Consider the following 23,129-nt stretch of genomic DNA (forward strand, 5'->3'; position numbering starts at 1 on the left):
GAACCCTGCATTTGGATGAATGCAGGGTTTTATATTTATAGGGTATTTCCTTGAAAAGGAAATAATTGAGTGCATATGATGATCAGACATTGACATGTCTCTCGGCATGATAGGAAGATCTTACCAAAGGACCTGACTCTACATACTTCAAGCCTCTTTTCAGTCCCTCTTCTCTATAAAGAGCAAAAGTATCAGGATGGATAAATTCAGCAACCTCAATATGCATTTTGGTAGGTTGAAGATACTGCCCAAGTGTCAGGATATCACATCCATGAGCTGCCAGATCATCCATGGCTTTGAATACTTCATCTTGTTTTTCACCCAAACCAAGCATAATACCTGTTTTTGTCCTCTTTCCAAACTCTTTTGTGAGCTTGATTTGCTCTAGAGATCTAACATATTTAGCTTGTGGCCTCACTCTTCTGTAAAGGCTTTCTACAGTTTCCATATTGTGAGAGACTACTTCTTGACCTCCTTCTATCATTCTGTACAAAGCATCCCAATTAGATTTTACGTCAGGAATCAGGGTTTCTATGGTAGTTTCTGGGGAGAGTTTTTTGGTTTCTACTACTGTTTGATACCAGATTTCAGCTCCTTTGTCTTTTAGCTCATCTCTATTTACCGATGTGATTACAGCGTGCTTTACACCCATGAGCTGTATGGCTTCAGCAACACGTCTAGGCTCATCTGTATCATACTCTGGTGGTCTTCCTGTGGCTACTGCACAGAAGGAACAAGATCGGGTACATACATTCCCTAGGATCATGAAAGTAGCAGTTCCTGCACCCCAACATTCACCCATGTTTGGACAATTACCACTTTCACAGATCGTATGAAGTTTATGTTGATCTACAAGTTTTCTGACTTTTGCATATTCTTTTCCTACAGGCAACTTTACCCTGAGCCAGTCTGGTTTTTTTCTTCTTGTCGCCTCTTCGGAAATTACAGGTAATTCGATCATCTCTTAGTCTTAATTAGATAGATAGCACAAAATTAAACTTTAATGCCATATAAACCCAATTGTGGATTTATTACTTCCTGAATCCATAGTATAAGGTGAAATAGGCTGATTGAAATATTTGCCTATTCTCAGTAGTTGGCATAAGTACTATTTCCTTGCTAAAACCCTCAATTTGATAACCTAGTTCCAATCCAACGGCACTAGATTTGAAAGTACCGAATTCAAAGAAGAGAGCAGCTTTTGCATTTCCTCCAAAAGCTACTTCTGAATTGCTGATTCCCTCAAAAATCCTACCTGGTCCCAAGACATTGAATCTACTTTGATGTACTTCTGGATCATATTGTTCTCTTACTGTTTCTACTCTACTCAATGCATACTCTATGTAATAAGGAGCTATAATCCCTATGGACGGACCCACAGCCGCCAAAGCCGAAATTTGTACACCTTGCTGCGGAGCCTTATTGAAAAATACAATTTCTCTTCCATAATATGGACGTATGCTGTAGAGATAGTTTGATTTTCCGAATATGAAAGAATTACCAAGCACAGTGTTGTACCTTACTTCCTTTGGGTTTTTTACATTTACTAAATCCAATCCAAAAAATTGAAATTTGTCTTCTTCGATTTTATATCCAGCCTTAATCGAAAAGCCTCCAATCAAACCTCCATTTGTATTCTTATTGATACCAAAAAACAGCTCGCGATCGTAATCGTAGTTTCCAGTGTCTTCCCTCTGGGCAAAAGTGACTATGCTAAGCATTGTCAAAAACCCTGATAATAAATATTTTGTCGCTTTTATCATAGTTAATCAGGAATATAACGCTAATTTTAGCCCTAAGTTACTAAACCGATTTTAAAAGTAAGTGTTTATGCCAACTATAAAAAGTTCATACCTCGGAAATCTACGAACAGAAATAGAGCATGTCCAATCTGGTACAAAAATCTTAAGTGATGCACCAGTTGATAACAATGGAAAGGGAGAAGCATTTTCTCCCACTGATCTAGTAGCTGCGGCTCTAGGGAGTTGTATGGTTACGATCATGGGAATTGTCGCAGAGCGAGATGGAGTTTCGTTAGTGGGGTTACATTGGGAGGTTACCAAAATAATGAATGCCAATCCAAGGAGAATTGCTGAAATCATAGTGAAGTTCAACTGGGGAAATCCAGTAGAAGATGCTAAGATGATTCAAAAGCTTAAAACCGCAGCCCTTACGTGTCCAGTGGCCTTAAGTCTTGATCCTTCAATTGTCCAAACAGTTGAGTTTGATTTTTGATTGTTAAATATTTTTTAGTCTCTTGTAGCATTTTCAGTAGAGCTTGCGTCTAGTATAATAGACAGCGTAAAAATAATCCGTTTCATTGGAACAACATCTTATTCAAAAAGCAAAAGAAGGTGATACAAAAGCCATAGAAATGCTTTACAAGCATTTCTATGGCTATGCTATGAGCATTGCTTTGAGATATTCCAATTCAAGAGATGAATCTTGCGAGATTGTGAATGATAGTTTTATGAAAATGTTTGACAAGATCAATCAATATCAAGAAAGCAATTCATTCAAAGGTTGGTTTAGGCGAATCATCGTCAATACTTCCATTGATTATTATAGAAAAACTGTGAAGCACTATGCTGCCATGGATATAGAAAAAGTAGAAATGGAAAGTTTAAATCCAGAGGTCATAGATCATTTGTCTAAAGAAGATATTTTAAAGCTTTTGCGAGAGCTTCCCGAAATGCTGAGGATCGTTTTCAATATGTATGAAATCGAAGGATATGCCCACAATGAAATCGGAGAAAAATTGGGCATTCCGGCAAGTACTTCGAGGACACATCTGGCTCGAGCGAAGCAATGCTTAAGAGATAAAATCAATGCTGTAAACCAAATTAATAATGAAGGAGCAGTTCGATAAAAAATTAGTTGATAAAATTAAAGACTCCTTTGAAAATCATCAGGAGAAATTTGACCCGCAAGAGTGGGACAAATTTTCGAATGCATATTTCGGAGGAGGTCAAAAGAAATCACCTATGATGTGGTGGCCATGGGTCTCTGGAATTGCTGCGGCTATTGTTTTAGGCTTTTTCTTATTTATCCAGCTTTCTGATCAAGAAATACAGGAAAATTCTTTCATGGCTATGGAAGAGTATCCTATTTCAAAACAGTCTGAAAATCATAGAGATTATCAGCTTCCTAAAGAAGAGCAGGTATTGGATCAAAGCAGGAAAGATGAGTTTAAAGAGGATAAAGGAATTGAAAACCTTTCTGAAGATAAGCTCAATCATGTAGGAAGTAAGCTAAGTCAAATAATAGGAAAGAAAGAAAACAGTAATTCCATTCCAGAAAGCATTCAAATGGACTCAAATACAGTGAGCAATACCAAAGTGAGTGAAGAAAGTTTTCGAAAGGATACCAGTATTGAAGAAGCTAAAATAGATTCTGGTGAGAAGCTAGTTGCAACTGTTTTGCCTAGCAAAGAAGATATCGTTGAAAAAGATACTTTTAGCACAAAGCAATCAGAGTTACTCAAGGATACATTTATTGCGAATATCGCTGAAGAGCAAAAAGAAGCACAGTCTTCAATCAATGCTTGGTTATCAGAAGGAGTAGATGAAAAGTTGCTTGCCAAAAGTGCTGATATTGAAAAAAACAACCCTATGAGACTTGGTGTAATGCTAGCACCTCAATCTATTTCAAATGCAAATCAAAGCTTGAACCTAGGGGCAGGAGTGCTTTCTGAATTTTCATTTTCGAAAAGGCTTAAAATCGATGTTGGCCTAGCTTATGCAAGGCAAAATATTTCCCCTGTAGTGAATGATAATGTTATCGCTGCGAGTGGATCGATGGCGCAGCATGCTGATAACAGTAGAATGTTGAGTTTTAGCAGTAATTTTGTCAATGCCTCATATGAATTGAGTTTTGGTCAGCTGGAGCTCCCTATTAATCTAAAATATAAAGTGTTAGAAAGTAATAATACTGGAATTTACTTGATTACTGGCGTTTCTAACATGGTATATTTGAACCAAAGAAATGTCGGGACATTTACTTCGGCTAATTTCATGACAGCAGGACTAATGGCAGACTCACAAGTAGTAGCACAAACCTTTGTAGAAACTACCACACCTTCGGATGTTGCATTAGAGTCTGAAAGCAACATTGGTCAAATGGTCAATTTCTCGCTTGGATATGAGTATAATTTAAAGAATGGTACTTTTATATCACTAGAACCGTTTTATAAGATGTCAGTGGGAGGTCAAACCTTCGTAAATCAACAGTTTGCCATAGGCGGATTGAACCTTAGAATGAATTTTCAATTTAAAAAATAATGTATAGTATGAAATTTAATCAATTGCCTGTATTGTTAATATTGACGGCGATGTTTGTAGCTTGTATACCAGACACAGAGTCTGATTATGAGAGGATAGTAGAGAGAGACAACAGGTTACTCCAAGACTATTTAGAGAGAAATGGGATAAATGCAATAGAGAGTCCACTTGGCTTTTATTATCAAAAAACACAATCAAGTGATACGGGTAATCAAATTGTCAACAATGATATAGTAGGGGTATATTATGAAATAAGAACTACTAATGGCCAGATGATAGAAACTTATATGGATGAATCGAAGTTACCAAGATTGTATAAGCATACAGATGGAGGATTGATCCCTAGAGTGATAAATTTTGCTTCGGGTATAGCCAAAGAGGGGGAAACTTTAAGACTTTTTTCACCTTCATACCTTGCGTATTCTGAATATAGCTTTGAGCAATTGATTTCAGAGGGAGCTAATTTGGCTATTACTGTCAAGTACGCACGGGTTTATTCTGAAAGTGCAGTTAAGACACTTGAAAGGCAAATCATCGAAGATTATATTGAGGATAATGGTATTGAGGGCTTTGAAATGCTTAGTAGTGGTATCTTCATCAAAGTGACGGGAGCTGGTGAAGGAGAGCTGGTGTCTAAAGCAAACGATAATGTAGTTTTTGACTTTGAATTAAAGCAATTAGGTGAGAGTACAGTTATATCCAAGTCAAATGAAAACTCACCTTTGACCACTAGAATTGGCGCCCAAGGGAATCTCAAATTTTTGGATGTTGCTTTAAGGGATGTCAAAGTAGGTCAGGAAGTTGAAGTATTTGTTCCTTCACATGAAGGCTTTGGAGGAAGTACACAGATTTTCCCATTTGCTATCAGAAGAGATTTGTTTTCGAGAAATGCCATTTCAATAGCTGCTAGACCTTTCGAACCTATACATTTCAAAGCTAAGATCAAAGAAATTAAATAGAACTGGCCTTTGGCAAGTTTTTGAGCTATAAAAGTCAGTTGGTGCAAATGCGCTGGCTGACTTTTGTATTTTTAGATATCAAGTGATTCAATTGTAATTGTGCTGTTCTTTAATCAACTTTGTTAAGTTATAAACCCAAGGAATTATGAGCTTTCTTTTTGATAGTTTTAGAGGATGGAAAAAGTATTGTGAAGATCACGAGCAAAGTCTTCATCAGTCAGTTATTGCGTATGAAGTTACCCAGAAGGGTAAAGAAGAAGCTGCAATATGGCGTGGCTTGCAGCAAGCGTATGATGTAATGAAAGATGCTGTATCCACTGGTTTGACCGAGGAGATGACTTCAAGGTCTGGTATGATTAATAATGGTGCAAAAAAAGTTTTCAAGCATCCTGTAGCTGTACTTTCTCCTGAATTTCAAAAATTGATTTCTAGGGCATTGGCTGCAAAAGAAGTGAACTCATGTATGGGTAGGGTAGTCGCTGCTCCCACAGCAGGGGCTTCAGGGATTTTACCAGGAACTTTATATACACTTCAGGAAATCCACGGATTAGAAGATCAGAATATTCTGGAGGGCTTACTTGTAGGGGCGGGCATCGCTTTGATCATAGAAGAGAAAGCCTCTTTAGCTGGGGCTGTTGGTGGATGTCAGGCAGAAACAGGCTCTGCAGCAGCTATGGCATCTGGTGCTATTGTTTATTGTTTAGGAGGTGATGTTGATCAAGTTTTCAATGCTGTAGCTATTACCATTCAGTGTATGCTTGGTTTGGTTTGTGATCCTGTTGCAGGGCTAGTTGAAGTGCCTTGCGTCGTTAGAAATGCGAGTGCAGCTGCCATAGCAAATAGCTCCGCTCAGATTGCCTTAGCCAATGTGAGTGCGGTGATACCTGTAGATGAATGCGTAGAAGCTATGGGGGAAATAGGTTCAAGTATGGAAAGTAAATACAAAGAAACTGCCATGGGCGGACTTGCCGCTACGCTTACAGGTCAAGAAATATCAAAAAAAGTACTAATCCAAGATATAGAGATTCTACCTGATGAGGATTTACCTGATTAAATCTCCTATGTATGGAATATTCAAGATCTGCTGAATAGAAGCTCCTAACAAGATAGCCCAAAACATTCCGCTCAAAAACATATATAAAAATACTTTCTTTTTTTCAACACGGAAAGCAATCATCACAATAGTCCCTCCAATTGGAGTAAGTAACATAGGAGTGATTGCGGCAATTCCAATAGGTCCAAATTTCTGCCAGACTTTCACTATTCTCCGAGAGTTTTTAGTGAATCGTTTCTTTTTTTTCTTTACGTTGAATGACCAGTTTTTTTTGATCCATTCTCCTAAATAGGTGAATAGAAATACAGTAGTCATAAGTCCAGCTACTGTGACTATTACGATTTCCCAAAGGCCATATCCCGCAGCTGTTCCAAGAATAGGGCCTGCGACAAACTTGAATAAACAAGTTAAGTATATGAAGAAAAACTTAATCAAATAGGTTGTCATAGAATAGTTATCATGTAAATCATGTAAGCTAAAAGAAGTATTCCCCCTTCTATCCTACTTACTTTTAATTTTGTTTTCAAAATAGGGAAAAGTAAAAGTGTCAAACCAATCATCCATAGATAATCTTGCTTTAAGAATACATCTGACACTGGTATGGGTTGTACGATAGCCGTAATACCGATGATGCCGAATACATTCATCATATTACTTCCAAGAATGTTTCCTATAGCAATATCTGTTTTTTTATTGATGGCAGCGATTACTGATGTAGTGAGTTCTGGTAAACTTGTTCCAATAGCGATTACAGTTACCCCTATCACGCGCTCACTGACACCGAAAACTCTAGAGATTTCTACAGCAGAGTCCACGAACATATCTGAACCAAAGTATAGACCAACTACACCTAGTACTAGAAGTCCAATGGACATAATACCATTCTTTGGTTTCTGATCAGTGATTTCCTCTATCTGGTCAACCCCTTTCAGTTTTTGATAGATATAAATATTGATTACCACCAAAAGGACTGTAAGAATGATGCCTTCGATTCTAGAAATCTCTAAGTTTAAAGAAATTAGATAAAACAATAAGGTTGCTATAAGAGCAAATAAATAGTCTAATTTTAAAACTGATTTTGGTAAGATGATTGGATACAGAATGGTACTGATCCCCAAAACCAAACTTATATTTGCGATGTTGGACCCAACTACATTTCCAATGGCTATGTCGCTAGTGCCTTTTATAGCTGCATTTATACTAACTAGTAGTTCTGGCGCAGATGTCCCAAAAGCCACTACAGTCAAACCGATTAGGCCAGGACTAAGTCCAAACTTTAGAGCCACAGAAGAGGCGCCATCTACTAAGAATTTCCCGCCTACGAGAAGGATAATCAATCCGGATACAAGAATTATGTATACCATAAATTAGATTTTAGGTCCAAAAGCCAAATCACCTGCATCTCCGAGCCCAGGAACGATATAAGATTTTTCATTCAACTTGCTGTCTAAAGCACATGTCCAAAGATTTAAATCTGTACCTAATTGCTCATTAATATACGCAACACCTTCTGGAGCGGCTATTACCGAGGCTACATGAATTTTTTCAGGCTTACCATTATTTAGCAATGATTTCACAGTTTTGACAAATGATTTCCCAGTGGCAAGCATAGGATCTATAATGATTACATGCTTACCTGAGATGTCTGGCGCTGCTTGATAAGAAAGCTCTATAGATATTTCTTGGTTATCATTTATCTCTTCCGTTCGAAAAGCACCAATAAACCCTGAGTCTGAATGATCAAAAATATTTAGAAATCCTTGATAAAATGGGTTAGCTGCTCTCAATACGCATATTAAAACAGGCTGAGATTTTACCATATTGATTCCTGTTGTTTCTAGAGGTGTCGTGATCTCTTTGGTCCCGAATTGGAGACTTTTTGATAGTTCATAGGCCAATATTTCTCCGAGTCTTTCCAAGTTCTTACGGAATCTTAGTCTGTCAGTTTGAATTTTTGTGTCTCGAATTTCTGCCAAATATGTGTTGGCAATTGAGTTTTGTTGATTGAGTATAAACATATTGTTAACGATAAGGCATAAAAAAACCCGACCATAAAGATCGGGTTTAAAATTGAATTTTTATATCTTATTTTACTTCGAAGCTTGTTCTTCTAGCTAACTGACGTGCATCAGCAGATTTTTTATCTACGCTAGTGTCTTCACCGTATCCTTTGTAAGAAATTCTAGAAGCATCGATACCAGCTGCAACAAGTTGATCGTAAACAGCTTTCGCTCTTCTTTCAGATAACTTCAAGTTGTAATCTTCTGGACCTAACTCATCAGCATAACCTTTAACTTCAAGGTTTACACTAGGGTTTTTCTTCAAGAAGTTAGCAACATAGCTTACAGATGAAGCAGAGTAACCAAGTGGCTTAGCGCTATCGAATGCAAAGTATACGTTAACGTAACCTTCGTTGATTGCTTTTTTGAAGTAATCTACTTCTTTAACTTCTTCAACTGGACATCCGTCGTTAGATGCTGGTCCTGGAGCGAATGGACATTTGTCCAAGTGATCAGGAATACCATCACCGTCAGAATCCAAAGTTCTACCATGTGAATCTACTCTAGCACCAGCTGGAGTGTTAGGCTCTTTGTCTAGGTAATCAGGAACACCGTCACCATCAGAGTCTTTCAACATGTCTTTGATTTCACCGATTTGGTTAGCCAATTCTTCTTTAGTAGCATACTTATCAGCTGCTACGTACCAGTCAGCGTGAGTAGATTTGCTACCTAAGTAAAAGCTAAGACCTAAAGTACCTGTCCACCACTGGGCAGAAGGACCATAGAATCCATTTACGGTTGGTGTGATGTCAGAAGCACCATCAAAAGCCGTAGTTTGTCTACCATTCATCAATCTAGTGATGTCAGCATTTAATGCTACTCTTTCAGACAATTTTACTTGAGCAGTGAAACCACCAATGAAGTTATAAACCATATCGTTTACTCCAGCATTTACATTTTCTTGTGGATTAACCGCACCTACACCAGCACCGAAGTGACCAAGTAGATTAAGTCTTCTTGTGAAAGATTCGAAGTTCATAATTCTTCCAAGATTTGCTACTCCTTGAAGATTTGCTCTCCAATAATTAGTAGAAAATGATGGGCTAGTAGAACTAGAAGCTTCATTGAAAGAACCGAAACCGAAATCAAGTTTCGTACCGAATTTCTCATTGAACATATATCTAACGCCTAGGTCAGCATGTCCAATGTTCAAAGTAGGAGAGTAGAAACCAGGTGTCAAAGGAGTCATGGCTTTATTGAAACCGCCGTTAACTTCGATTGACCACTTGTTGTAATCATCCTGTGCGTTTACACCTAGCGTAAGCGCACTTGCCATTAATGTAGATAGTAGTAATTTTTTCATGATAAAAAATTTTTTTCCAAAATTTTGAGTGTTTAATTGATTTGATTGCAAATTTATAAACTTTTACACAAATGTATATTTAATTTTTAATTCTTTATACATTATTTTAATTCTTTTGAATTTTTCGCCTTAAATTCGTTAACGTTTCTTCACAAATGATGCCAATTATGAAATTTCTCGAAGATTTGTTTACAATAAATAGCGTTTCTGGTGATGAATTAACTGTGTCCCAGTTTATACTTAACACCATCTTTCAACGGTGCAATCACTGGAAGGTTACGCCAAATGTGTTTTTTGGTGAAAATTTTCAAGATTGTATCCTTTTAAAGTTCGGTAAGCCTCGAACAGCAGTTTTTGCGCACATGGATACTATTGGGTTTATGACCAGGTATGACAATCAATTGATCACTGTTGGAGGTCCTGAATTAGTAGGAGGGACTTATTTAGTGGGTCAGGATAGTTTAGGGCCAATTAGGTGTAGGCTTATAGTTGATGAAGATATGATATGTCATGATTTTCCTAGAACAATTGATCGCGGGACATATTTGTCGTTTGAGCAAAATCTACGTATTGATGATGAGTTTATTCAAGGGGCTTACCTTGATAATAGGTTAGGTGTATATAATGCTTTGGAAATTTGTGAAGATCTAGAGGATGGTTGGATTGTGTTTACTACTTATGAGGAGCACGGTGGAGGCAGTATGCCTTTTCTTTTGGATTTTATTATGAATGAAAGTCCTGTTAATCAAGCTTTAGTCTCTGATATCACATGGGTTACAGATGGAGTGGTGCATGGAGGTGGAGTGGCTATTTCAATAAGGGATAAATTTATTCCAAGAAGAGCTTATATAAATAAGGTGTTGAGTTTAGCAAAGCAAAGTGGGATAGATTATCAACTTGAAGTTGAAGACGCTGGTGGAAGTGATGGAAGGGAAATACAGTTTTCAAGATATCCAATTGATTGGTGTTTTATAGGTGCTCCTGAAGACAATGTCCACTCTCCTAATGAAAAGGTGGCCTTATTTGACTTGGGGTGTATGGTGGCAATGTATCGATACTTGATGGCTCATCTATAATGTATTACTCATATTATGCGGACATTAGCACCATTTTTATTTATATTTGCAAGCCCTTCTTGTTGAGGGGCATTTTTATTTAATAAAAATATGATCAAAATTAAAGACAAAGAATTTGTTCCTTTTATCACTGAGGCTGAACTGGCAAGTAGAATTAGTGCATTAGGAAAACAAATTTCAGAGGAGTTCAAAGATGATCAGCCTATTTTAATAGGTGTATTGAATGGTGCATTTATGTTCCTTTCCGATTTGGCCAAAGTAATAGATATTCCCGTGGAAGTGTCTTTTGTGAAAATGTCTTCCTATGCAGGAACAAGCTCTACTGGACAAGTGAAAGAATTGATGGGTTTAGGGATAGATATAAAAGATAGAAAAGTAATTGTAGTAGAAGATATCATTGATACCGGTTTGAGCATGGCTCACTTGCTTGACTCATTGGAGGGATTGGAGCCAGCTCAAATTGCTGTGGTAACCTTGCTCTATAAGCCTGAGGCGCTGAAGCATGATGTAAAGATGGATTATGTAGGTTTTGAAATACCTAATAAGTTTGTGGTAGGGTACGGGTTAGATTATGATGGGATTGGAAGAAACTTGTCAGCTATATATCAATTGAAATAGAATAGTTGTGACATTATTACCAATCATCTGTTAGTTGGAATAAATGCATAAAATAAAGTAGTTATTTGAAAAGTAGAAATACTTGTAATAAAATCATCGCCTTATAGCCTAAGGAGATGGCAAACCATATTTAATAATAGAAATACCAAAAAAGGATTCGTTATGCTTAATATCGTGTTATTTGGCCCTCCGGGAGCTGGAAAGGGAACCCAAAGTGAGAAGCTAATTGAAAAATACAATTTGACACACCTTTCTACAGGTGATTTGTTCAGAAAGCACCTTGGAGAAGGTACATCACTTGGTAACCTGGCCAAGCAATATATGAATGAAGGCAAATTGGTTCCAGATGAGGTGGTGATCGGAATGGTTGAAGAGAAAATCAAGGACACCCAAGATAGTAAGGGCTTTATATTTGATGGATTCCCTAGAACTGTAGCTCAAGCTGAGGCTTTAGATAAAATGTTGAGCGTATTAGATATGGAGATATCTGGTATGATAGCCCTGGATGTACCAGAGGAAACACTCAAGGAAAGAATTCGTGAAAGAGGCAAAACTTCTGGTAGAGTAGATGATCAAGATGAAGTGAAAATAGCCACCAGGATCAAAGTGTATTTGGATGAAACTTTACCAGTAGCATCTTATTATGAAAATCAAGGTAAGTTAACAAAAATACACGGAGTAGGTACTATAGATGCAATTTTTGAAGATATTTCAAAAGTAGTAGACAAATACTGAAAAGGGCAAGATTGATACCCAAGTTAAGAAATCAATCTTGAGAGGAAAATTATTGCTACCTTTGTAGCTTATATAGGCTAGGCTTAGATGCTTAGCCTTTTTTATTAAAAAAATAATAAAGTGGCAGATTCTAATTTTATAGATTATGTGAAGTTTTGTTCCAGATCTGGAGCAGGAGGTTCTGGTTCGGTTCATTTTCGAAGAGAAAAACATGTGCCAAAAGGTGGTCCAGATGGTGGAGATGGTGGACGAGGAGGGCATATTATCCTAAGGGGAAACGCTCAACATTGGACATTGCTTCATTTGAAATATAAGAAGCATGTGATTGCTGATGCGGGAGGAAATGGAGAGGGAGGCAGGAGAAAAGGCAAAGATGGGGATGATATATTCTTGGATGTGCCATTGGGTACCGTAGCCAAGGATGCTGAGTCCATGGAGGTTAGATTTGAGATCACCGAAGATGGGCAGGAGGTTGTTTTGACCCGAGGTGGACGAGGTGGACTTGGTAATGATCATTTCAAAACTGCCACCAATCAAGCACCTCACTATGCTCAGCCAGGTGAAGAAGGGATAGATGAGTGGATAGTCTTAGAACTAAAGCTTCTGGCAGATGTAGGCTTAGTAGGGTTTCCAAATGCTGGGAAATCGACCTTGTTGGCAAGTATATCAGCTGCAAAACCTGAGATTGGAGATTATCCTTTTACTACTTTAGTACCAAATCTTGGTGTGATTCCTTATAGAGACGATAAGTCATTTGTCATGGCAGATATACCTGGGATCATAGAAGGGGCCGCAGAAGGGAGAGGTTTAGGTATCAGGTTCCTGAGACATATAGAAAGGAATTCCATATTACTCTTTATGATACCAGCTGATGCAGATAGTATACAGGAACAATACCAAATACTTTTGGGTGAGCTAGAAAAGTACAATCCAGAACTACTTGACAAAAAGAGACTTTTGGCAATTACCAAAGCAGATATGCTTGATGAACAACTAATGGAAGAGATGAAAGAGGATGTTCCAGTGGGGTTACCTTCAGTATTCATTTCGGCTGTCAGTCAATTCAATTTGGACAAGCTTAAAGATATGCTCTGGACGGCAATCAATGATTAATTTGTGCCAGATTGTCAGCTTTGAGCGTGTGGCAAGCAAATTGATTCTGAGTGCTTGCAAATGAATCTTTGTCATGGAATCATCAGAACAAAAATTTAATCAAAACATGAATAAGGAAAATATTGCTTCTGAAACAGAAGATATTAAAAATAGTGTAGAAGGAGAACAAGATGCTACTAATTCACAAGAGGTAGGTAGTGAGGTTTCTGAAGTTGAAAAGCTCTCTGCGGAAGTTCAGGAATTAAAAGATAAATATCTTCGACTGTATTCTGAATTTGAAAACTTCAGAAGAAGGACTGCAAAAGAGAAGCTTGATTTGATCAAGACTGCCTCAGAGGACATGATGTCCGCAATTATCCCAGTGGTAGATGATTTTGAGCGAGCTTTCAAAGCAAATGAATCAGAAGAAGATTCAAGTAAGGTTCGTGAGGGCAATCAGCTTGTGTTTAATAAGTTTCAGAAGGTACTTGAATCAAAGGGCTTGAAGCCAATGGAAGGTTTGATTGGGGAGCCATTTGACGCAGATAGGCAAGAAGCTATCACACAGATTCCAGCTCCCAATGAGGAGATGAAAGGCAAAGTAATAGATGTAGTTGAAAAGGGATACACACTTGGTGACAAAGTAGTAAGGTACGCTAAGGTGGTCATTGGAGCATAAGAATTATGGCAAAAAGAGACTATTATGAAATCCTTGGCGTAGCCAAAACAGCTAGCCAAGATGAGATCAAAAAGGCTTACAGAAAGTTGGCCATACAATATCATCCTGACAAAAATCCAGACAATCCGGAGGCAGAGGATAAGTTCAAGGAGGCAGCTGAGGCATATGAAGTATTGAGTAATCAAGAGAAGCGTCAGCGCTATGATCAATTTGGTCATCAAGGACTAGGCGGTGGCGGTGGATACAGCGGTGGCGGTATGAACATGGATGATATATTCTCTCAGTTTGGAGATATCTTCGGTGGCGGAGGTGGTTTTGAGTCATTCTTTGGCGGAGGAGGCAGAGGTAGAAGAACAAAAAAAGGAACCAACCTTAGGGTAAAGCTTAAGCTTAACTTGAAGGAAGTTGCCAATGGTGTTGAGAAAAAGATTAAAGTAAAACGTCAAGTTTTGGCCGAGGGTGTGACTTTCACTACTTGTACAACATGTCAAGGTACTGGTCAAGTCAAAAAAGTAGTCAATACGATGCTAGGACAAATGGTGTCAGCTAGTACTTGTCCAGCTTGTGGTGGAAATGGTCAGATAGTAGATAAAAAGCCAGCTGAAGCAGATGCTAGAGGATTGGTAATCAAAGAAGAGGTGATTCCGATCAATATTCCAGGTGGCGTGGCAGATGGGATGCAGCTAAGTATGTCAGGTAAAGGTAATGAAACAGCTGGTGGAGTAGCTGGAGATTTGCTGATCGTGATTGAAGAGATTGCTGATGATATACTTCAAAGAGATGGTAACAATGTAGTTTTTGACCTGTATGTCAGCTTCATCGATGCTGTCCTTGGTGCTCAAGTAGAAGTGCCAACCATAGATGGAAAGGTGAAGATAAAGATAGACCCAGGAACACAAAGTGGAAAAATGCTCCGTCTGAAAGGTAAAGGAATCAAAGACCTAAATGGCTATGGTAAAGGTGATCAATTGATACATGTGAATGTCTGGACTCCAAAACAATTAAGCAAAGAAGAGAAGCAAATTTTGGAAGGACTGAGAGATGCCGAAAATTTCAAACCTGATCCAGGGAATTCTGAAAAAAGCTTTTTCGATAAAATGAAAGAGTTTTTCTAACAACAAGCAACAATAAGTTTCATTTAAATAAACCTGATTCAGGGTACTTTTTCTCTTGGTTCAAACATACAATTGATAATAATATTTTAAAAAGCTGGAAAATCTTCCAGCTTTTTTGTTTGTTTGAAAAACCTTTTAATGCATCTGCCGTAATTTATCCGTATGTTGAGAGGATTGTGTTTATTAATTTGCTTTCTTATTCAAGGAGAAACTTCTCTTTTGGCGCAGATAAGCAAGGATTTCAGTATTGATGCACGTAGTGGCTATAGCATTGTGCATTTGGATTATAATGTATATAAAGGGATCACGTATGTCAAAAGGATACCAAGTGATAAACCAGTCCTGATAAAGTCTAAACTTTCGAAAGTGAACGTATTGCCTTCGTTTTCACATGAGATTAAAGATGATGTGCTGACAGCACATTTGCATCATCGCAATGTAGAGTCAGAGACATTTGGCAAGAGTTTATCATATAAGCTTTTTTCTAGTGATAGTGAGGATTTTGATCATCAATGGGATGTAGGATTGAGTTCAAGTCACTTGTATGATTTGGATTTGTATTTTGGAATAGGTAAGGCCAACCTTGATTTTTCTCATATTCCTATTTCTAATTGTAAAATAAAGTCGGCTAGTGCTGATATTAAGCTTGATTATTCTAAAAAAGTACCCAATTCGGTGACGATGGATACCATGATGGTTTCTTTAAACATGGGAAACCTGGATGCATATAACATCAATTATGCAAATGCTGAATTGATGTTGTTTGAGATTAATTATGGGACTTTGAACCTTTCTTTCTCAGAGGGAGTAATTCATGATCTGAAAGTATCAGCTGTAGTTGGCGCTGGAAAAGTAAACTTAACGCTGCCTGATCAAAACCAACCTTATAGACTAAAAATAAAATCTACCCCAATGTGTAGATTAACCTTGCCTAGCTACTTAAAAGATATAGGTGATAAGACCTATGTGAGCAAATCTTACGACAAAGACGCACCAGATTTGGTAGATTTGGTCATAGATATTTCAGTTGGTTCTTTGGTAGTAAAGTAATTGATTCTTAAAATATTATACTCTTGTAAAATTGAGCATACTCTCTATACTTCAGCTTCATAAGTACTATGGTGAACAAGCCGCATTGGAAGATATAAGCCTAGATATACCAGAGGGTAAGATTTTTGGCCTCTTAGGCCCAAATGGAGCTGGCAAAACTACACTTATTAGGATAGTCAATCAAATCATAGCGCAAGATAGCGGCGAGATTCGTTTCGATAATGAGCCTCTTGAGAGATATCATATATCAAAGATCGGTTATTTGCCTGAAGAAAGAGGTTTATACAAAAAAATGACTGTTTATGACCAGTTGATTTATTTTGCAAGAATCAAAGGTATCTCTTCTCGAGAGGCACGTAGCAAAGTGAACTATTGGCTAGACAAGCTGTCTGTAGGAGCATGGAGGGATAAGAAGATTGAAGAGTTATCCAAGGGAATGGCGCAAAAAGTGCAGTTCATCGCAACGGTGATACACGGGCCAAAATTATTGATTCTTGATGAGCCATTTTCAGGTTTTGATCCAGTAAATGCCGCTTTGATAAGAGATGAGATTTTAGAAATCAAAGAAAGTGGTGTCACGATTATGCTTTCTACGCATAGGATGGACTCTGTCGAGCAGCTCTGTGATCATGTAGCACTTATCAACAAGTCAAAGTTATTGTTGCATGGGGCTATTGATGCGGTCAAGGCAACGCATGATGAACGAGTTTTTGAGGTTGTATTGGAAGCTTGGTCTCTTGACTTTCCGGAATCATGGAGAGTAGTCAAGAGCTCAAATTTGGTGACTATATGGGTGGCACAAGACCGAATGTCTGCAAATGAAGTTTTAAGTGGAGTGATGAAATATGGTGAAGTCAAATCCTTTGGGATTTTAAGACCATCTATAGAAGAGATATTTATCAAGCAAGTGAAGGCAAGCGATCATGGATAAGGTTTTTTTGGTAATACAGAGAGAGTATTTGGCCAAAGTGAAAAAGAAATCTTTTCTCTTGGCCACGCTGTTGACTCCACTGATCTTCCCTACTATCATGGGGGTATTTTTGTGGATCGCTATCGGCGATGCATCTGATCTTCAAGTTAAGATGATTGAAGTAGTAGATGAGAATGATTTTTTTTATGTCGAAAGCTCTGATACATATGCTTTTTCAATTTCAAAAGTAACCAAAGAGGAAGGTAAGGAAATGGTACAGCAAGGAGAAAGGCATGGCTTTCTTTATATTCCTAAAATGGATTTGGGTAGCCCGTCAGGAATTCAATATTATGGTGGAAGTAATCCTAGCATGTCTCTTATTACCAGTTTGGAAGGTAGTATCAAAAGGAGAATTGAAGAATATAAACTGATGCAGCAAGGTATTGATCCTTCAATATTAGCTGGAGTCAGGACACCTGTAAGTATACAGACACTTATTGTTCAGGACTCTGGGCAAGAGACTACTACAGATGCTACATTGAATTATGGATTAGGATTTTTGACTGGGATTTTGATATACATTTTCATTTTTGTGTATGGTAACCAAGTCATGCAAGGTGTAATTGAAGAGAAATCAAGTAGGATCATTGAGATTTTGGTTTCTTCATTGAAACCATTTCAATTGATGCTAGGGAAAATCATTGGAATCGGGGCTGTTGGGCTTACACAATTTTTGATATGGATAATTTTGATTTCGGGTTTGTCAGTTGTGGTTATGGGGTACTTTGGGATGCAGATGCCACAGCAAACAGCCATGGAGCTTATGAACCCAGACCTAACTCAGATACCTGACTTTGGAGAGTTTTCACCGATTTTGGAGGCATTACAAGGAGTAGACTTTGTACAGCTTGTTGTAGTATTTATGTTTTACTTTTTAGGTGGTTTTATGCTTTATGGGGCGTTTTTTGCTGCGATAGGGGCAGCTGTAGATACCCCTGGGGATGCTCAACAGTTTATGTTTCCAGTGACTATCCCTCTTCTCATAGCGTACATGGGCTTGTTTATATTTGTACTGGATGATCCTGATAGTAATGTGTCATTTTGGCTATCTATTATTCCTTTCACTTCCCCTATCGCAATGATGGGTAGGGTGAGTTTTGGAGTGCCTATTCAAGAACTACTGTTGTCTATGTCTTTATTGGTAGCAGGTTTCTTGTCTACCACTTGGCTTGCTGGGAAGATTTATCGTATCGGTATACTTATTCACGGCTCAAAAGTAGGTTATAAGACATTGTGGAGATGGTTAAGGAGTAGCTCCTGATTTAGCCAAGAATAAAACCAAAAGGCCAACTCCATGAGTTGGCCTTTTGGTTTGCTTGTGGTAGCTAAATTAAAATAATAATTGGTTTTATTTCAAATATGCGGACAGCATCCACACAACTTTTTCTTTACCTGTGATGTATTCGCTCATGAGAGAAACAGTACCTTCATCATTTTGTTCAGCAGCAATGTCTAAAACTTCTCTTTCGAGTTTCAAAAGCGTGTTTAAGTTATCTCTGACGATTTCTACCATTTTTTTAGCTTCGTCTACTTCTTTTGCTTCTTTGATCTCTGCATTCTGAATGTATTCATCAAATGAAGACAATGGTCTAATCCCTAAAGTGAGGATTCTTTCAGCAACTTCGTCTATTCCTAGATTTGCAGCATTGTACAGCTCTTCAAACTTTGCATGAAGCTCAAAGAAATTCGGTCCTGATACGTTCCAGTGGAAATTTCTCAAGTTTTGGTAGTAGATCTCATAGTTTGCTAGAAGCTCATTCAACTTTTTAGCAAGTACTTTACTGTCTTTTATTTCTAATCCGATATCGTTTGTGCTCATTTTATTATATTTTTGGTTCTAATCAATAATTATACATCAAAATTAAAGCCATTTAGTGCTTATAGTAAATTTTGTCCGATAGATAATATCTATGTCAAAATTGAGTTGTCTATAAGTACTACGCTTATATTCTAGAATTGTTACAATATGAAGTATACCCTTCAGGAGATTGCTACGCTTGATTTTTATCAAAACAAAAATCGAATCAAATGGCTAATATTTATTTGTTCTGTAGTGATAAGTTTTGGTTCGATCTATTACACCAATGATCTTGTAGAAGAGCTCAAAGATCGAGAAAAGAGGCAGATAGAACTTTTGGCTAGGGCGCTAGAGTATGCAGCGATCTATACAGATAATTTGACTTTTATCAATCAAGAGATCATTCAGCAAAATAGCTCCATTCCTTTGATCATAATGGATGAGTTTGGAAATCCTGGCGAATACAAGAACATTAATTTTGGAAAGAAGTCGACCGATGAAGAACGAGTAGAGATACTCAGGGGAGAATTGATCAAAATGAGAGATCAATACGAACCAATTCAGATGGAGAATGGCTCTTTTATATTTTATCGCAATTCAGAATTGCTGACATCTTTGCGATACTATCCGTATGTTCAACTAGCAGTAATTATTGTGTTTGGAGTACTTGCTTATGCGGTATTCAATCAGTCTAAAATTGCCGAACAAAATCAGGTATGGGCAGGTCTGACCAAAGAGACTGCGCATCAACTCGGTACACCTATAGCTTCTCTGATGGCTTGGATAGATTACCTTAAGAATTCTCCCGTCTGGGACGAAAACAAAGAGGTGATCCAAGAAATGGATAAAGATGTAGATAAGCTAAGGATGGTGACGGAGCGCTTTAGTTCTATAGGAAGTAAGCCCGTGATCCAATCTGAAAATGTCTTTAGCGTAGTAGATGAAGCTATAGCCTACCTTAGACCAAGGATCTCAAGCAAAGTGGAAATCACTGTAAACGGTTACGCCCGTGATATAGAGGCTATGATCAATAGGCCATTGCTAGAATGGGTTATTGAAAACATATGCAAAAATGCAGTAGATGCGATGAGAGGACAAGGTCAGATTTCTATAGAGATTATCAAAGAAAGTGAACAGTTTGTCATCATAGACATTGCAGATACAGGTAAAGGAATGGAAAAGGGGATGTATAAGAAAGTTTTTAACCCTGGGTTTTCAACTAGAAAGAGAGGTTGGGGTTTAGGGCTTACTTTAGCCAAGCGAATCATAGAGGGATATCACCAAGGGAAGGTTTTTGTGAAAACCTCGGAAGTGGGTAAAGGGACGACCTTTAGAATTGTACTCAATGGAGTACAAGAACAAATGTCTGAATTTAAGAAGGAAGATTTCTTTAAGTTTTAAAAATTAAAAAAGGCTTCAAAGAAGCCCAGATTAAAGATGTGATCACCATGAGTGATCCCATCTTTCCAATTATTAAACCTTACAGCTACTAAGGTACTACCTTACTTTGAATTATCAAAATATTCAAATTGCTGTGCAAAGGGATTCTGCCTTCCCTGATAAAAAGGTAGAATCATGATGTGTTGAGTGATCTGATTAAATTTATACCGATTATTTTCCCAATTTGATGTAAAGTTTTGGTGTATGTTTTGTCAACGAATGTGCGTCGAAAACGAACCCATGGTTAGTTGATCCTGATAAAGCTAGCGATACCTAATCTTACACCACCCCTATTAAAGTTATTGTTTTCAAACCCCGCACCCATTTCTACACGAAATATTCTAAACAGATTGTCTAATGAATATCCCACTTCCCAGTAGTGGGGTGAATTTGCTGTTTTGAGGTAATTGAAGAAAATATTTTCTCTCAAACCTGTAAACCTCAGCATGGGAAGTTGAGTAAGCAGAAATTTTCTAAACTGGTAATGAATGATTCCGCTCACATACTCGCTAGATGTGCTATATTGATAGTAATCTAGGAACCTATAGTTAGATGCCACACCCATGTTGGCGAATATGGTTCTGTTCCCTCCAAAGTGGACAAAGTCTTGGAAATATACTCGATTGTTATTGATGAACGCTCCGGCCCTGATATTATAATCTAACTTTCCACTAACTCCAAAATTGAAGAAATGCTCGATCCCAGCTTCGACCAAATCAAAATCAGCATGATTAAAGCTTTGACTGTGATTAATCCCTTTGGTGTAGCTCAAGTTAATCAAAGGTGCACTGTCGAATAGAGGTGTTTTTCTACCATTTCTGACATAGTATTTGACCCCTGGTCTCCAACTTAAGTTACCTTTCCAGATGAGAGATTGATTGTTGTCAAAATTATTTGAATGTGCCTCAATGTTTTCTGGGATATTATCAGTATAAGTTCTGCTGCCTCTGTTGTAAAGACTAAAGTCGCTCGTATTGCTCAAACTTCTTCTATTGGCATAGGTGATACTTGACCTGTAAGTGAATACATCAGATACCCGATGTGCAAAATACAGTGAGGCAAAGTCTTGCTCATACAACTTCATATAATTTTGCCTCAACAGGAATGAGTAAAGTGAGTTTACGAGTTCATTGATTGGGTTGTCTGCATTGTATTGAAAGATATATGATCCCCCCTTCAACCCAAGCGTATAGCCTGGTCTGCCTTTATTGACGGATCTTTTTATGTCAATCATATTATAGAACTGTTTGCTCGAAAATCCATATCTAAACTCAGGCTCAACACTCCATGATCTTGTGAAGTTTGTGACAGAATCAGCCATTTTTTCAGATTTCTGAACCCTATAATACCCACTCAATACGGCTCTGTACCCTTCTACAGTATTGAAGGAGACGCTTGAGGGGTTGTTTTTAATTCCTGCGGATCGACCCTTTCCAAAATTATAGTCTCCACCAGTGAGGATATCTAGAGGGTTGAACTTTCTTTTTGATTTTTTTGCGATGCTATCATTTTCGCTGGCTTTTGCAGCTTCAACCACCGCTAAGCTATCATCCCTTTGGTAACCTTTTAGCTCTGCCTCTGTGAGCTTAAGAGGTCTTATGCTATCCCAATAGCTTAGGTCCCTTTTTTTGGCTAATGAGTCAATTTTATAAGTTCTATTTGATACTACTTCTGCATCTTCTCTTTCTTTGAGTGCTTCTTTTTCATATTCATTGATAAGTTTTCGAAAATCTTTTCGGCTTAATTGGTCTTTTTGTGCCATCTGCTCCATTGCTGACACATTTTTATCTAAATTTTTCGCTGACTCTGGGATTTCTTGAACTTTTTCGTCAAGTATTTTGGTCTCGAAGACAAGATCTTTATTGATTTTGACTTGATGGTCTCTTGCTGAAGCCAGATACTTATACTCTCCCGCAAAGCCAAAAAATTTCCCACCAAAAGTATATGTATGCGTGGTAGGCATCCAAACATGAGTGGCTACTTCGGTGTACAGCTGTCTAGCCCCGATATCAAAGCCCAACATTGATGTCTTCAGATCAAGGCTATGAATGGCCCAATGATCTTCAATGATGAAAATGTGACCTTCAAAGACACGTTCGCCCCTTGATCTAGGTGTTACTCTTATTTTATTTATGATATAGCCATTTTCAACAAAAGATCCTTCAAATCGAAATTTGTAATAGGCAAATGCAGAAGGTGCAAGTGGAGAAATTGCTTCATTGATTTTCTCTTCATAGAAACTGGTCACTATATAAGGAGCAGGAGAAGTTTGATTATTGTCACCATTGGTTCTGATACTGATCACCTTCTCTTCGACGGTATTTGGTTGCTTAAAGGTAATCTCTGATACGGATTCTGTGGTATAAGCTTCATTCAATTTTAGACCTTCTTTTTCAAGTTCTTTTTTCATGAAAAATGGCGCATTGGTAAGCTGACCTGTTCCCTTCAGGTATACAGTCATGCTGTATTCATCTACTTGCAGCCTGTGGTATTTGGCCTTAGAAATTGCTTTTCGCATTACTGTAAGGGCAGGATCTTCAGCTTTGCTATTGATAGTGACCTCTTGTAGGGCATAGGTCTGCTGCTCTAATTTAAAGTCAAGTTTAACCCATTCATTTTTAACTTCCACAGTTTGGACTTTGGAAGTGTATCCTAAGTACTGTACAACCACATCGTAAAACCCCGCCTGAAGCTTATATTCATAATCTCCTTGCTGATTGGTTGGTACACCGTCTCCAAGATTTCTGATGAATACCGAAGCATAACCAAGTGGCTCACCCGTATCATCTGTGACTGTTCCTCGAATACCTTGTGCTATGGTAAGGTGGCTTAAAATTAACGATAAGAGGGAAAAGAGAAGTGAGGATTTTTTGTAAAAATTTATCATAACGCTGGCATTA

General features: G+C 37.9%; 23 protein-coding genes. 15 read left to right on the plus strand and 8 right to left on the minus strand.

The window, feature by feature from the left end:
* Positions 1 to 82: 82 nt before the first annotated feature.
* Together lipA and MM239_RS05230 are read right to left on the minus strand one after the other, a co-directional pair.
* Complete coding sequence (gene lipA, locus MM239_RS05225) at positions 83 to 961, minus strand: lipoyl synthase (RefSeq protein ID WP_241347148.1); 879 nt, start codon at positions 959 to 961, stop codon at positions 83 to 85.
* A 70-nt stretch (positions 962 to 1,031) separates the two neighbouring features.
* The gene (locus MM239_RS05230; protein ID WP_241347149.1) at positions 1,032 to 1,763 is read right to left on the minus strand and encodes a hypothetical protein; all 732 of its coding nucleotides are present in this window, start codon (positions 1,761 to 1,763) and stop codon (positions 1,032 to 1,034) included.
* Positions 1,764 to 1,830: 67 nt separating this feature from the next.
* On the opposite strand from MM239_RS05230, the gene MM239_RS05235 reads away from it, so the two are divergent.
* The 5 genes from MM239_RS05235 to sdaAA all read left to right on the plus strand — a co-directional run bounded on the left by MM239_RS05235 (position 1,831) and on the right by sdaAA (position 6,293).
* Positions 1,831 to 2,235 carry an OsmC family protein gene (locus MM239_RS05235; RefSeq protein ID WP_241347150.1) on the plus strand — a complete coding sequence of 135 codons (405 nt, stop codon included), beginning with the start codon at positions 1,831 to 1,833 and terminating at the stop codon, positions 2,233 to 2,235.
* Between the two features lie 85 nt (positions 2,236 to 2,320).
* Positions 2,321 to 2,869: an RNA polymerase sigma factor gene (locus tag MM239_RS05240; RefSeq protein ID WP_241347151.1), complete on the plus strand. Its 549-nt coding sequence runs from the start codon at positions 2,321 to 2,323 to the stop codon at positions 2,867 to 2,869.
* The gene (locus MM239_RS05245; RefSeq protein WP_241347152.1) at positions 2,850 to 4,280 is read left to right on the plus strand and encodes an outer membrane beta-barrel protein; all 1,431 of its coding nucleotides are present in this window, start codon (positions 2,850 to 2,852) and stop codon (positions 4,278 to 4,280) included. Before MM239_RS05240 ends, MM239_RS05245 begins: the two co-directional genes overlap by 20 nt.
* Positions 4,281 to 4,288: 8 nt before the next feature.
* Positions 4,289 to 5,239, plus strand: coding sequence for an FKBP-type peptidyl-prolyl cis-trans isomerase (locus MM239_RS05250; protein ID WP_241347153.1), 951 nt, complete (start codon positions 4,289 to 4,291; stop codon positions 5,237 to 5,239).
* 145 nt (positions 5,240 to 5,384) lie between these two features.
* On the plus strand, positions 5,385 to 6,293 hold the full coding sequence (gene sdaAA, locus MM239_RS05255) for an L-serine ammonia-lyase, iron-sulfur-dependent, subunit alpha (RefSeq protein ID WP_241347154.1): 909 nt from the start codon (positions 5,385 to 5,387) through the stop codon (positions 6,291 to 6,293).
* Here the strand turns inward: sdaAA and MM239_RS05260 are convergent.
* The 4 genes from MM239_RS05260 to MM239_RS05275 all read right to left on the minus strand — a co-directional run bounded on the left by MM239_RS05260 (position 6,282) and on the right by MM239_RS05275 (position 9,656).
* Positions 6,282 to 6,740: a hypothetical protein gene (locus MM239_RS05260; RefSeq protein ID WP_241347155.1), complete on the minus strand. Its 459-nt coding sequence runs from the start codon at positions 6,738 to 6,740 to the stop codon at positions 6,282 to 6,284. The two genes, sdaAA and MM239_RS05260, sit on opposite strands and share 12 nt — an antisense overlap.
* The gene (locus MM239_RS05265; RefSeq protein WP_241347156.1) at positions 6,737 to 7,657 is read right to left on the minus strand and encodes a calcium/sodium antiporter; all 921 of its coding nucleotides are present in this window, start codon (positions 7,655 to 7,657) and stop codon (positions 6,737 to 6,739) included. The genes MM239_RS05260 and MM239_RS05265 overlap by 4 nt, the downstream gene beginning before the upstream one ends.
* Before the next feature lie 3 nt (positions 7,658 to 7,660).
* The gene (gene upp, locus MM239_RS05270; protein WP_241347157.1) at positions 7,661 to 8,311 is read right to left on the minus strand and encodes a uracil phosphoribosyltransferase; all 651 of its coding nucleotides are present in this window, start codon (positions 8,309 to 8,311) and stop codon (positions 7,661 to 7,663) included.
* Positions 8,312 to 8,378: 67 nt separating this feature from the next.
* Positions 8,379 to 9,656, minus strand: coding sequence for an OmpA family protein (locus tag MM239_RS05275; RefSeq protein ID WP_241347158.1), 1,278 nt, complete (start codon positions 9,654 to 9,656; stop codon positions 8,379 to 8,381).
* 167 nt (positions 9,657 to 9,823) lie between these two features.
* Between MM239_RS05275 and MM239_RS05280 the strand changes: the two genes are divergently transcribed.
* The 9 genes from MM239_RS05280 to MM239_RS05320 all read left to right on the plus strand — a co-directional run bounded on the left by MM239_RS05280 (position 9,824) and on the right by MM239_RS05320 (position 18,252).
* On the plus strand, positions 9,824 to 10,732 hold the full coding sequence (locus tag MM239_RS05280) for an aminopeptidase (RefSeq protein ID WP_241347159.1): 909 nt from the start codon (positions 9,824 to 9,826) through the stop codon (positions 10,730 to 10,732).
* 90 nt (positions 10,733 to 10,822) lie between these two features.
* Positions 10,823 to 11,350 carry a hypoxanthine phosphoribosyltransferase gene (hpt, locus tag MM239_RS05285; protein WP_241347160.1) on the plus strand — a complete coding sequence of 176 codons (528 nt, stop codon included), beginning with the start codon at positions 10,823 to 10,825 and terminating at the stop codon, positions 11,348 to 11,350.
* 162 nt (positions 11,351 to 11,512) lie between these two features.
* Positions 11,513 to 12,085 (plus strand): adenylate kinase, encoded by a 573-nt coding sequence (locus MM239_RS05290; RefSeq protein ID WP_241347161.1) that lies wholly within the window; start codon positions 11,513 to 11,515, stop codon positions 12,083 to 12,085.
* 120 nt (positions 12,086 to 12,205) lie between these two features.
* Complete coding sequence (obgE, locus tag MM239_RS05295; protein ID WP_241347162.1) at positions 12,206 to 13,198, plus strand: GTPase ObgE; 993 nt, start codon at positions 12,206 to 12,208, stop codon at positions 13,196 to 13,198.
* A 106-nt stretch (positions 13,199 to 13,304) separates the two neighbouring features.
* Positions 13,305 to 13,856, plus strand: a complete 552-nt coding sequence (locus MM239_RS05300; RefSeq protein WP_241347163.1) for a nucleotide exchange factor GrpE — start codon at positions 13,305 to 13,307, stop codon at positions 13,854 to 13,856.
* Positions 13,857 to 13,861: 5 nt separating this feature from the next.
* On the plus strand, positions 13,862 to 14,971 hold the full coding sequence (dnaJ, locus tag MM239_RS05305) for a molecular chaperone DnaJ (RefSeq protein ID WP_241347164.1): 1,110 nt from the start codon (positions 13,862 to 13,864) through the stop codon (positions 14,969 to 14,971).
* Between the two features lie 219 nt (positions 14,972 to 15,190).
* A complete protein-coding gene (locus MM239_RS05310; protein WP_241347165.1) occupies positions 15,191 to 16,021 on the plus strand; it encodes a hypothetical protein in 831 nt (276 codons plus the stop codon).
* 31 nt (positions 16,022 to 16,052) lie between these two features.
* On the plus strand, positions 16,053 to 16,952 hold the full coding sequence (locus tag MM239_RS05315) for an ABC transporter ATP-binding protein (protein ID WP_241347166.1): 900 nt from the start codon (positions 16,053 to 16,055) through the stop codon (positions 16,950 to 16,952).
* Positions 16,945 to 18,252: an ABC transporter permease gene (locus MM239_RS05320; RefSeq protein WP_241347167.1), complete on the plus strand. Its 1,308-nt coding sequence runs from the start codon at positions 16,945 to 16,947 to the stop codon at positions 18,250 to 18,252. The genes MM239_RS05315 and MM239_RS05320 overlap by 8 nt, the downstream gene beginning before the upstream one ends.
* Positions 18,253 to 18,339: 87 nt before the next feature.
* Here the strand turns inward: MM239_RS05320 and MM239_RS05325 are convergent, their stop codons facing one another.
* A complete protein-coding gene (locus MM239_RS05325; RefSeq protein ID WP_241347168.1) occupies positions 18,340 to 18,810 on the minus strand; it encodes a Dps family protein in 471 nt (156 codons plus the stop codon).
* A gap of 147 nt (positions 18,811 to 18,957) precedes the next feature.
* Here MM239_RS05325 and MM239_RS05330 point away from each other — a divergent pair, with 147 nt between their 5' ends.
* Positions 18,958 to 20,190: a sensor histidine kinase gene (locus MM239_RS05330; protein ID WP_241347169.1), complete on the plus strand. Its 1,233-nt coding sequence runs from the start codon at positions 18,958 to 18,960 to the stop codon at positions 20,188 to 20,190.
* 283 nt (positions 20,191 to 20,473) lie between these two features.
* Here MM239_RS05330 and MM239_RS05335 read toward each other — a convergent pair whose 3' ends face one another.
* Complete coding sequence (locus tag MM239_RS05335; RefSeq protein ID WP_241347170.1) at positions 20,474 to 23,116, minus strand: DUF5686 and carboxypeptidase regulatory-like domain-containing protein; 2,643 nt, start codon at positions 23,114 to 23,116, stop codon at positions 20,474 to 20,476.
* Between the last annotated feature and the right edge of the window lie 13 nt (positions 23,117 to 23,129).

It is taken from the genome of Belliella filtrata (genome assembly GCF_022549775.1).
In the GTDB taxonomy this organism is placed as follows: Bacteria; Bacteroidota; Bacteroidia; order Cytophagales; family Cyclobacteriaceae; genus Belliella; species Belliella filtrata.